General features: G+C 59.9%; 8 protein-coding genes. 5 read left to right on the plus strand and 3 right to left on the minus strand.

The window, feature by feature from the left end; translation table 11 throughout:
* The first annotated feature begins 151 nt into the window (after positions 1-151).
* On the plus strand, positions 152-2,722 hold the full coding sequence (locus tag FIV39_RS30980) for an autotransporter family protein (protein ID WP_090403685.1): 2,571 nt from the start codon (positions 152-154) through the stop codon (positions 2,720-2,722).
* 12 nt (positions 2,723-2,734) lie between these two features.
* Here the strand turns inward: FIV39_RS30980 and FIV39_RS30985 are convergent, their stop codons facing one another.
* Complete coding sequence (locus FIV39_RS30985) at positions 2,735-4,141, minus strand: amino acid permease (protein ID WP_090403683.1); 1,407 nt, start codon at positions 4,139-4,141, stop codon at positions 2,735-2,737.
* 69 nt (positions 4,142-4,210) lie between these two features.
* A complete protein-coding gene (locus tag FIV39_RS30990) occupies positions 4,211-5,245 on the minus strand; it encodes a histone deacetylase family protein (RefSeq protein ID WP_090403681.1) in 1,035 nt (344 codons plus the stop codon).
* Between the two features lie 121 nt (positions 5,246-5,366).
* On the opposite strand from FIV39_RS30990, the gene FIV39_RS30995 reads away from it, so the two are divergent.
* From FIV39_RS30995 to FIV39_RS31010, 4 genes are all read left to right on the plus strand, one after another.
* Positions 5,367-5,858, plus strand: a complete 492-nt coding sequence (locus FIV39_RS30995; protein WP_090403679.1) for an Lrp/AsnC family transcriptional regulator — start codon at positions 5,367-5,369, stop codon at positions 5,856-5,858.
* 186 nt (positions 5,859-6,044) lie between these two features.
* The gene (locus FIV39_RS31000; protein ID WP_090403677.1) at positions 6,045-8,207 is read left to right on the plus strand and encodes a TonB-dependent siderophore receptor; all 2,163 of its coding nucleotides are present in this window, start codon (positions 6,045-6,047) and stop codon (positions 8,205-8,207) included.
* Positions 8,208-9,323: 1,116 nt separating this feature from the next.
* Complete coding sequence (locus FIV39_RS34160) at positions 9,324-10,016, plus strand: methyl-accepting chemotaxis protein (RefSeq protein ID WP_244176483.1); 693 nt, start codon at positions 9,324-9,326, stop codon at positions 10,014-10,016.
* A 137-nt stretch (positions 10,017-10,153) separates the two neighbouring features.
* Positions 10,154-10,576 carry a DUF6896 domain-containing protein gene (locus tag FIV39_RS31010; protein WP_046488807.1) on the plus strand — a complete coding sequence of 141 codons (423 nt, stop codon included), beginning with the start codon at positions 10,154-10,156 and terminating at the stop codon, positions 10,574-10,576.
* 239 nt (positions 10,577-10,815) lie between these two features.
* Here FIV39_RS31010 and FIV39_RS31015 read toward each other — a convergent pair whose 3' ends face one another.
* Positions 10,816-11,037 carry a DUF7660 family protein gene (locus FIV39_RS31015; RefSeq protein ID WP_244176302.1) on the minus strand — a complete coding sequence of 74 codons (222 nt, stop codon included), beginning with the start codon at positions 11,035-11,037 and terminating at the stop codon, positions 10,816-10,818.
* Between the last annotated feature and the right edge of the window lie 133 nt (positions 11,038-11,170).

Raw genomic sequence — 11,170 nt, forward strand, 5'->3', positions numbered from 1 at the left:
GAAAGCCATGCCAACCCTTTGCATTGGCCGGTGTTTTCAGATCCAGGTATCCCGCCGTTCCTGATCCGTATCGCGTTTATCGTTGCCATGGTCTTAACCGTGCCTGTCACCAGGCACCGTCGAGATAGGTCGAGTTGAGCGAGGATGGATCATGAGCAAACGACTTCCCCCCCTGGCTTGCCTGAGCGTAGCGATTGCCGCGACATCATGGCTGTCTATCGGTTCTGACAGGGCGAATGCCTGCGCCTTTACAATCACCGCAGGCGATGACGTGATTAACTGCACCAGTGGTGCCGGCGGCAATCTCGTAGATACGCAGGGCAACAACAGCCTGATCTTTTCGTCAGGCAACGGCAGCGTACTGGGCGTGGGTTACGGCCCTGGCAATGACTTGATCGAGATGAATGCACTGAACGGAGTAATCACCACCAGCGGGGTCAACATGGGGGATGGCGCAAATATCTTTCGGCTGTTTCAAGGGCGGGTCAACAGCGCGATTTTGCAAGGCGCAGGTAACGACATCGTCCAAATAAGCGGTGGGCAAGCCGCCAGCATCAGCCAGGGTGCCGGAGCCGACACGTTCTCAATGAGCGGCGGCACGATCAGCGCACTCCTCCAAGGGGACGGCATCGACCACTTCACTATGAGCGCCGGCACCATCACCGGAGCCTTTGAAGATGGCGACGTGGCGCTGATGACCGGCGGCAGCATCGGCCGTGTCGACATGAAGCTCGACGACAACGTGTTTGATATGCGCGGAGGCACCATCGTGGGCAACCTGGTGACAGGGTTCGGCGACGACTCCGTCCTGATCTCGGGCAACAGTTCCATTGGCGGCAATATCAGCACCAGTGGCGGCGTCGATAACGTTACCATCACCGGTGGTACGGTGAATGGGCAAGTTCTTACCAGCTTTGGCAACGACATCCTCGAGTGGCGCGACGGCGGCCAGATCAATTCGGCGGTGCTGATGGGCGGCGATAACGATACCGCCCTGCTACAGAACCTGACTGAAGCCATCGTGTCCCCTACCCCGGTGGTGGACGGTGGCCTGGGCCTGGATACCCTGACGTTCGATAACACCCAGGTCGGCACGCCGACGCGGTACCAGAACTGGGAAACGGTGAACCTGGATAACCGCTCGCAACTGACCCTTGGCGGCACATTCACCCTTGGCGATACCGCCACCGGTACCGGCACCCTGAACATTCATGGCGGCAGTGCGCTGCTGGTCAGCACAGGGGTCATCAGCTCCTTCACCGTGGGCCAGTTGGCGACGTTGAACAACAACCAGGGCCGGATCGACATGACTACCGGCAGCTCCATCGCCACCGACACCCTGACGGTCAATGGTCACTACAGCGGCAGCGGTGGTCAACTCGCGCTGCAAAGTGTCTTGGGCGGCGATGGCTCGCCCAGCGACAAACTGATCGTCAACCAAGGCACCCTCAGCGGCGACACGGCTATCATCGTCACTAACCTGGGCGGTGCCGGCGCGGCGACCCTGCAAGACGGTATCCAGGTGGTGCAGGCCCTCAACGGTGCAACCAACAGTGGCAGCGCCTTTACCCTCGGCCGCCCGGTGTCTGCCGGCGCGTTCGACTACTACCTGTTCAAGGGCGGCGTGACGGCCGGCACGGCCGACAACTACTACCTGCGTTCAACGATACCGGTGGTGCCGCCTGACCCGGTGATCGTCGTGCCGTTACCCATCCCCGTTCCCGGTGACCCGCCACTGCCGCCCAACCCCGGCACGACACCCATCCCCATTTACCGTCCGGAAGTGCCGATCTACGCCGCGCTGTTTCCGGCCGCCCAGCAAATCGTGCAGGGTATGCTCGGCACTTTTCACCAGCGCATGGGTGACCAGAGCCAGCAGCAGCAAACCGGTGCATTTCCAGCAGGTTGGGGTCGGGTTTATGGCACCAGCAGCCGCCAGGGTTTCTCTGGGACGGTCAGCCCTACGCTGGACAGCTCGGTGACGGGTTTCCAGGTGGGCAGCGACGTATACGCCAGCACCAACGCCGATGGCCTGACCCAACGCAGCGGATTCTTTGTTGGCCACAGCACCCTCAAAGGCAACATCAAGGGTTTCAACGGTGGCTGGCAAGACAAGGACGCCGGCAAGACCACCCTGCGCGGGGATAGCCTTGGGGTGTACTGGACGCTGATCGGGGCCAACCAGGCCTACCTCGACCTGGTGTTGATGGGCACCCGCTTCAACGGCAGCAACGAGTCGGATCACGGTGTGAAGATGGACACCCATGGGCACAACGTCACGGCGTCCGCTGAAGTCGGCTGGCCGTTTGCGTGGGTGGACAACTGGGTGGTGGAACCCCAGGCGCAACTGATCGTCGGCAAGACCAGGCTGGATAAGCAAAACGACGGTATCGCCAACGTCTCCTATGACGCCGACACCAACGTCACCACCCGCCTGGGGGTACGCCTGCGCGGCGACTACCAAGTGCGCGGCATGCCGCTGCAACCCTACGTACGGACCAATGTCTGGCACACCAGCGCCGGGCAGAACACCGTGACGTTCAACGATGTGACAGCCATCGATACCGAGCAGAAATCCACCACGTTGGACCTGAGTGTCGGCGCCACGCTGAAGGTGGCCACGGCCATCAGCCTTTACGGTGAGGTGGGCTACAACCGCAACCTCGACAGCAACACCTTCAACGGCCGTCAAGGCACGGTTGGGCTGAAAATGGACTTCTGAGGACCGTGTGAATCACCGTTGACCGGCGTTGACCGCGCCGGAGGCCTTGAAGCGTGAAAACTGAAAGGCCACCGCTAGCCAGATAAACCAGGCCGGCATCAGGCACAGCGCCAAGCGTGTATCCGGCCGCAATGCCAGCAGGCACAGCACGAAGGCCAGGAACCCCAGGGAAAACCAGGCCATCGGCACCCCACCGGGCATCTTGTAGAGGGATTTAGCATGCAGGTCCGGGCGCTTTTTGCGGTAGGCGATGTAGGACGCGAGGATGGTCGACCAGGTGAAAATCACCAGGATCGCCGAGACCGTCGACACGATCGTGAAGGCGGTCATGACCTCCGGTACCACAAACAGCAACACCAGGCCGAGCAGCATCAACAAGGTGGTAAACGCCAGGCTGATAAACGGCACGCTGCTGGTCGACAGCCGCCGGAAAATGCCCGGTGCGTCCCCCAGGTCGGCCAGGCCGAACAGCATGCGGCTGGCGGAAAACACGCCACTGTTGGCGGACGACGCCGCCGATGTCAGCACTACGAAGTTCACGATGCCCGCCGCCGCCGGAAAGCCAGCGACCAGGAACAATTCAACGAACGGGCTCTTGCTCGGCGACACCTGCTGCCACGACGTCACCGCGATGATGCACGCCAGGGCCAGCACGTAAAACAGGATGATCCGTAGCGGAATCGAGTTGATCGCCTTGGGCAAGGTCTTCTCCGGCGCGCGGGTTTCAGCCGCTGCGGTGCCGATAAGCTCGGTGCCGGCAAAGGAAAAGATCGCCATCTGGAACCCGGCAAAAAAACCGAACAGGCCGTTGGGAAACGCCGCCTGTTTATCCAGCAAGTGGCTCAAGGACGCCGTGACCCCGGTGGGCGAGACAAACGAGCTGGCAATCAGCACCACACTCACGCCGATCAGGGTCACCACGGCGATGATCTTGATGATTGCGAACCAGAACTCCACTTCGCCAAACAGCTTCACCGTCAGCACGTTTAGCGCGAACAGCGTCAGCAACATGCCCACGGCAGGCATCCACGCCGGCACATCAGGGAACCAGTACTGGAAGAAGCCACCGACCACCACCGCATCCCCCACCACGGCCACGCTCCAGCTCAGCCAGTACGACCAACCGAGAAAGAACGCCGCGCGCGGCCCCAGGTACGCGCCGGCAAAATCGGCGAAGCTCTTGAAGTTAAGGTTGGACAGCAGCAGCTCGCCCATGGCGCGCATCACGAAATACACGAACAGCCCGATGATCATGTAGATCAGGATGATCGAGGTACCGGACAGCGCGATGATCTTGCCGGAGCCCATGAACAGGCCGGTGCCGATCGCACCGCCCATGGCCATCAGCTGGATATGGCGGTTGCTCAGGGTGCGTTGCAACGCAGGCTTTTCACACAGCCCGGACGTGGTTGTTTTCATCACAAAACCTCTTGTTATGTTTTTGAGTTTTGGCAGAAAAAAAGAATCGAGCGTTTGTTGTTATGGGGGTCAGGCGGTCTTGCTTTCGAAGCCGTGCAGGACGTTGACGGCATTGATGCCGATCTCGTCGACCATGTAGCCGCCTTCCATCACGAACAGCGTCGGTACGCCCACGCCGGCGATGAGCTCACCCATGCTGAGGAAGTCCTGGCTGTCGAGCAGGAAGTGGCTGATGGGGTCGTCCTTGAAGGTGTCGACGCCGAGGGAGATCACCAGCACCTCGGGGGCGAAGTGTTTGAGTTGCTGGCAGGCGTGGGTCAGCGCGGTTGTGTAGTGATCCCAGGTCGTATTTTTGGGCAAGGGGTAATTTAGGTTAAAGCCCTCCCCCGCACCTGTGCCGCGCTCGCTGCGGGCACCGGAAAAATACGGATAGGACACCGACGGCTCGCCGTGCAGGGAGATAAACAGCACATCCGAACGGTCGTAGAAAATATTCTGCGTGCCGTTACCGTGGTGGAAATCCACATCCAGTACCGCGACGCGCTTGGCGCCTTGGGTGATGGCCTGTTGCGCGGCAATCGCGGCGTTGTTGAGGTAGCAATAGCCGCCCATGTATTCGCGGGCCGCATGGTGCCCCGGTGGGCGGCACAGGGCGAAGGCGCTGTTATGGCCTTCGTCGATCAGCGCCAACCCCGTGAGCGCGATATCGGCGCTGGTCTTGACCGCCTGCCAGGTAGTGGCAGTGATCGGCGAGCCGGCGTCCATGGCGAAAAAGCCCAGCTTGCCGTCGATAAAGTCCGGCACCTGTTGATTGGCCAGGTCGCGCACCGGCCATACCAGCGGCAGCGCGTCATGGCTGCGGCCGATGGCGGTCCATTCGGCCCAGGCGGTTTCGAGGAAGCTGACGTAGCGTTCGCTGTGGGCGTTGACGTAGCAGGCACGATCAAAGCTGCGCGGCACGATAATATCGCCCAGCCCAACGTGCCGGACGCGGTCACGCACGGTGTCGGCGCGGCTGGGTTGTTCGAATGAGGGTTTGAGCACGCCATCCTTGAGTTCGGTGCCGTGGTGCAAACGGTGGTCATCACTAAAAACAGTCAGCATTTGGATACATCCGCCAGTAAAAGACAGGGTCTATTTTGTTCTGGCAGCGCAGGGCTTTCTTTGCTTTTACTTCTGGCACTGATAGCTTTATCGGGTGTTTTTACCCCAGTGATAGCCAAATATGAAAAATAAAACCAAGCAGGTCGTTCTTGACGACACCGATCTCTCCATCCTCGCCCTGCTGCAGGAAGACGCGAGTATTTCCAACGCCCAACTGAGCGAGCGTCTGTCCCTGAGCCTCACCCCCTGCTGGCGTCGGCGCAAACGCCTGGAAGAAGAAGGCGTGATCAAGGACTACCAGGCCAACCTCGATCGCAAGCTGCTGGGCCTGGACATCATGGCGTTTGTGCATGTGCGTTTTGCGATCCACACCGACCATGCGCCGGATGCGTTTGAAGCGGTAGTCAAAGAGCTGCCTCAGGTGCTGTCGTGCCACAAGATCACCGGCGATGCCGACTATCTGTTGCAGGTATTGGCAGAGGACCTGGACAGCTACAGCGAGTTTGTGGAGAGCGTGCTGCGGCGGCAGTTGGGGATTGCGTCGATCCAGTCGAGCCTGGCGTTGCGGGAGGTGAAGGCGACGAGTCGGGTGGCGATTCCAAAACGCGATTGAGCGCGCTAAAGAAGAAATGGCGCACGGCAGGTGATGGCTAAAAGCCTGCCCTCAAGATGTGAAAAATTCGTTAACTAATTATCCCCAAAGGCTTTTTCCTGCGGGTTTAATCTGCCAAACTAATGCGAATAATTATCAACAGATTTATTATTCGCCAAGGACGGTACTTAAGGGAGAGTCCGTTCCATGTCTGTGCAACAACACAGCGGTAAAGGTTTTACACCCAGTCTGATCGCGTTGGCGGTCTGTCTCGCCACCTCGCACGCGGCCTTCGCTGCCGACGCGCAGACGCCGACAACCACCCTGGAACTGGGTGCTACCCAGATCTCCGGCGAGCAGCAGTTGGGCGAAACCACCGAGGGCACACAGTCCTACACCACCGGCGCAATGAAGACCGCGACCAAACTGCCCCTCACCCTGCGTGAAACCCCGCAGGCGGTCACCGTCATTACCCGTCAGCGCATGGATGACCAGGCGATGACCAGCATCAACGACGTGGTCAACGCCACGCCGGGGCTGTTCCTTAATTACTCCAGCGGACCTGGCCGGCAGTCCTACACCGCGCGCGGCTTCGACATCGACAACCTGATGTATGACGGCATCCCCAGCGGCTATAACGGGGTTTCGGTCGGCGCCCAGCCGAACCTGGCGATGTTCGACCGTGTCGAGGTCGTGCGCGGCGCTACCGGCCTGGTGACCGGTGCGGGTAATCCTTCGGCGGCCATCAACCTGATCCGCAAACGGCCGCTGGACGAGCAAAAAGTCACCCTCACCGGCGCTGCCGGCAGCTGGGATGACTACCGTGGCGAACTCGACGCCTCCAGCCCGCTCAACGACAGCGGCACCTGGCGCGGCCGAGTGGTCATCTCCTACCGTGACGCCAACAGCTTCATCGACCACGCCGAGGACTATCACGGCCTGTTCTACGCCGTCACCGAAGCCGACCTGAGCGAAGACACCAGCCTGACCCTCGGCTTCTCGAACCAGAAGGACAAGACCAACTACTTCTGGGGCTCGTCAATGATCGGCCAGGACGGCCATCACCTGGACCTGCCGCGCTCCTACAACCCCGGCACCGACTGGGAGAACAAAGACCAGGAAATCAACACGGTCTTCGCCGAACTGCGCCAGCGCCTGGCCAATGACTGGAAGCTTCAGGTTAACGCCAACTACGCCGAACAGAACGCGTTGTTCTCCGGCTCCTACCAGTCGCGCTGGGTCAACAACACCCTGGCGCGCACTGTCTACCAGGCCGCCTACGACGAAAACCAGGCCGGCGTCGACGCCTTTGCCAGCGGCCCGTTCCAGGCATTCGGGCGTACCCATGAACTGGTGGTGGGTGCCAGCCGGCGCATCTACGACATGACCACCCACGACTACAGCCCCTACAACATGAACTGGCCGCTCACTGCGGGCAAACCGGACTTCGTCCACACCTCCGATACCCGCGAAGTCACCACCCAGGATGGTTTCTACCTGACTTCGCGCCTGAGCCTGGCCGACCCGCTGAAACTGATCCTCGGCGCACGCCTGGACTGGTATGACTACGATGCCCATGGCGACAACACCGGCGACTACAAGGTCACCCGCAACCTCACGCGCTACGCGGGGCTGATCTACGAGCTGGACGACCAGCACTCGGTCTATGTCAGCTACAGCGACATCTTCACGCCGCAGAGCTCCAAGGACACGTCCGGTACCCCGGTCAAACCGATTGTCGGCAAGAACTACGAGGTCGGCATCAAGGGCGAATACCTGGGTGGCGCGCTGAATGCGAGCGTGGCGCTGTTCCGTGTCGACCAGGAAAACCGCGCCACGCAAGTGACCGTGCAAAACTGCCCGCAGACCGAGTGCTATGAAGCCTCCGGCGAGATTCGCAGCCAAGGTATCGACTTCGAACTGCAAGGCGCGCTGACCGAAAACTGGCAGGTCGGCGGTGGCTACACCTACGCCCGCACCCACACCATCAAGGACGACGCCAACCCGCAGAAGGTCAACAAGCAGTACGACACCGACACCCCGGAGCACCTGTTCAAGCTGACCACCCGCTACAACTTCCAGGGCCCGCTGGAGAAACTGCGCGTGGGTGGCAACATCTCCTGGCAGAGCCGCATGTACAACGACGTCAAACTGACTGATGGCAGCACCTATCGCCTACAGCAGGGCGCCTACGCCGTCACCGACCTGATGGCCGGCTACAGGGTCAACGACCACCTGGACCTGCAGCTCAACGCCAACAACATCTTCGACCGCCGCTATTACTCCACCATCGCCAACTCCGTGAGCTACGGTGGCGACGCCTACGGCACTCCACGCAATATGATGCTGACTGCCAAGTACAGCTTCTGATCCACCTGGCGAACGGGGGTCCTAATGTGGGAGGGGGCTTGCTCCCGATAGCGTTGGGTCAGTCAATGATGCTGTGACTGTGCTACCGCTATCGGGAGCAAGCCCCCTCCCACATTCCCCCCCCGCTTGCCACCAGGAATGTCGTCTGCCCCCTCTGAACGCGTTCGCACTTAAAGTCCCCTCCCCCCATGCCGATAAGCTTTTTGGTTTCCCTGCACCTGCAAAGTGCCTGATACCTGCTTTGCTCTGTACCAGCGGGCCGTAGTGGCACGCCGCATGCTTTGATCCTTGCCAGACCACATGGAGTAAGAGTGAATGCCCGCACGCGCACGTTTCCTGGAGCACTACCGCAAGGCCGACCGCATCATGCTGGCGTTGATATGGCTGATGTTCCTGTTCTCCGTCGGCCTGGCGTTCTGGCACGACACCCTGATCCAGGCGATTGTCGTGGGGGCAGGCACAAGCGCCGTGCTCACCGCGCTCTACCGCGTCATCGGCGGCACTCGGGTGATGCGTTGCGCACTGGGCGCAGGCTTGATGGTCATGGCGGCGCTGCACATCAACCAGGCCCAGGGCGTGATCGAAGCGCACTTCGGGATTTTCGCGCTGCTGGCGGTACTGACGTTCTATCGAGACTGGCTGCCGATCCTGGTGGCCGCACTGACGATTGCAGTACACCACGTGGTGTTCCATGCATTGCAGCATCAAGGCTTCCCGGTGTTTGTGATGGCGCATCACGGCGGTTGGACCATGGTGTTCGTCCACGCCTTCTACGTGGTGATGGAAACCATCGCCCTGCTCTACCTCGCGGTAAACAGCCAGGCCGAAGCGGTGGAGAGCGAGGAAATGCTGGAAAAAATGCTCGCCGTCACCACCCAATTCACCGTGGATAGCGCCAAAGGTGAAGGCAAGGTGCACGTATCCCTCGCCAAGCGCTTCGACCATTTCCTGCAACAGATCACCCACCTTATCGACGGCGTCGCCCGCGACTCCCACGGCCTCGGCCAACTCGGCCAGGAACTGGCCCACGCCAGCGGCACCCTGGAAAAAGGCGCGCGCCACCAACTGGTCGAAATCGCGCAAATGACCGACTCCATGCAGCGCATGGAAGACGCCATGGGCCACATTACGGTGCACGTCGAAGAAGCGGTTGAACACGCGGGCGTCGCCAGCCAACAAATCCTGCGCGGCCAGGAAAGCGTCGGCCGCGCCCAACACGAAATCACCCAACTGGCCACACGCCTGGAAGGCACCAACCACACCGTCCAAGGCCTGGCCGTTAAGGCCGAACAAATCGGCTCGGTACTGGAAGTCATCAGCAGCATCGCCAACCAGACCAACCTCCTCGCCCTCAACGCCGCCATCGAAGCCGCCCGCGCCGGCGAACAAGGCCGCGGCTTCGCCGTCGTCGCCGACGAAGTACGCAGCCTGGCGCAACGCACCGCCGTCTCCACCCAGGAAATCAAAACCATCATCGAGGGCCTGCAGCAAGGCAGCCGCCAGGCCGTGGAAGCCATGCACGACAGCCGCCAGGGCGTGGAACGCTGCGTGGAAGACAGCCAACTCGCGGTGGAAATGCTACGGGCGGTGGGCAATGACATCAGCCAGATCGATGCGCTGAATGGGCGGATTGTGATCACCACGCGGGAACAGACTTCAGCGAACCTGGAGATTGTCGGACGCTTGCAGTCGGTGCAGAGCATTGCGCAGAGCACGGCAGAGGATGTGGAGATGTTGGCCAGGAGCAGCGAGCAGTTGCCGCCGATTGCGGTGCGGTTGGATGCGTTGGGGAGAAGGTTTCATCAGTGATGGGGATGGAGGAGCTGCTTTCGGTGAAAGTCCGTTATTTTTGAAGGGTTGCTATCGGCCAAGAGCTGCCCATCAGTTGCGTCGACTGCTACTCTCTGCGGTCTCTGGACTCAGTGCTGCTTATAACGTGAGACTTTATGAATAACCAACTCGCCATTTTGATCAGCGACTACCAAGCAAGTGTTGGCACCGCTGTGGACATGATGCATCGGTCTGGTATTCCGCGGCCCTTGACCAATATGGATTGGGTGGGCACTGACATTCCTCAGCGCGGAGAGTTAGAAGGCGGAGTTCGTTACTTCAAGCACGGCTATGGCTGCGCGGTTAGTCTCCCCACAGGTACAGTAGACTTTGACTTTGGGGCTCATGGTGAGATCGGTGGCTTCGACGCGTGGCGACTTGCTAGTTTCGCAGGTGACAAGTTGTCGGAATACGGTTTTGCTGATGAGGATGCACTCACAGAGTGCTTCAAAGCGGAAGTTGCTGCCGGTTCTCTAGTGTATTCCGGGTACATTCTCTACTACGTAGCGGACGACACCTCACAATTTCTGTCGAAATAGTCCGTTCTATCCGTGCATTAAGTTCTCACTACAGGGCGCCTGCCTGGATCTGCCATTTTCGGCCACCTACCACCGCCAGGTTTGGCCGATTAATCCCGTTCCGACAGGCAAAAATCGACCCAATACAGCCAGTTAAAATTGGCGGTGACCGACCTGAATCGGTCGATCGTGAGGTGGAGCCGAGCCCGTTCGGCTACCCCCTAGACGCAACGCTTAAAGCGAATAAACACTTCACCTGTTTACTCGTATATTTTTCCGCAGTACAAAAAATTAGCGAATTGCCGCCAAGGATTGGAGCCTTGAATCCCCTGATCGACGCCAAAATTACTGGCCTCGGCCCATGCAATAGCTCCGTCTAGGAAGGCTTCTATCGTCCCGTTTTCCCAGTCACCATTCGATTTGTCTTCCGCCAGGGCGTGGGCAAAAGCCAGAAAGGTATTGGCGTCCTTGACCTGATCCAATTGCTCATGTAGTGGTCTAATGAAACCGGACACCCATTTAGGCGAGAATGCTCGCCAGAACGAGGTGTCAGATGACCAAACAACGCCGTACCTTTTCCCCTGAATTCAAACGCGAGGCTGCCGACCTCGTTCT

The organism is Pseudomonas grimontii, assembly GCF_007858185.1.
GTDB classification, from domain to species: domain Bacteria; phylum Pseudomonadota; class Gammaproteobacteria; order Pseudomonadales; family Pseudomonadaceae; genus Aquipseudomonas; species Aquipseudomonas grimontii.

Excerpts from the sequence above, each read along its gene's own strand:
- FIV39_RS30980 (WP_090403685.1), top strand. The coding sequence starts at position 152 with ATGAGCAAACGACTTCCCCCCCTGGCTTGCCTGAGCGTAGCGATTGCC.
- FIV39_RS30985 (WP_090403683.1), bottom strand. The coding sequence starts at position 4,141 with ATGAAAACAACCACGTCCGGGCTGTGTGAAAAGCCTGCGTTGCAACGC.
- FIV39_RS30990 (WP_090403681.1), bottom strand. The coding sequence starts at position 5,245 with ATGCTGACTGTTTTTAGTGATGACCACCGTTTGCACCACGGCACCGAA.
- FIV39_RS30995 (WP_090403679.1), top strand. The coding sequence starts at position 5,367 with ATGAAAAATAAAACCAAGCAGGTCGTTCTTGACGACACCGATCTCTCC.
- FIV39_RS31000 (WP_090403677.1), top strand. The coding sequence starts at position 6,045 with ATGTCTGTGCAACAACACAGCGGTAAAGGTTTTACACCCAGTCTGATC.
- FIV39_RS34160 (WP_244176483.1), top strand. The coding sequence starts at position 9,324 with ATGGGCCACATTACGGTGCACGTCGAAGAAGCGGTTGAACACGCGGGC.
- FIV39_RS31010 (WP_046488807.1), top strand. The coding sequence starts at position 10,154 with ATGAATAACCAACTCGCCATTTTGATCAGCGACTACCAAGCAAGTGTT.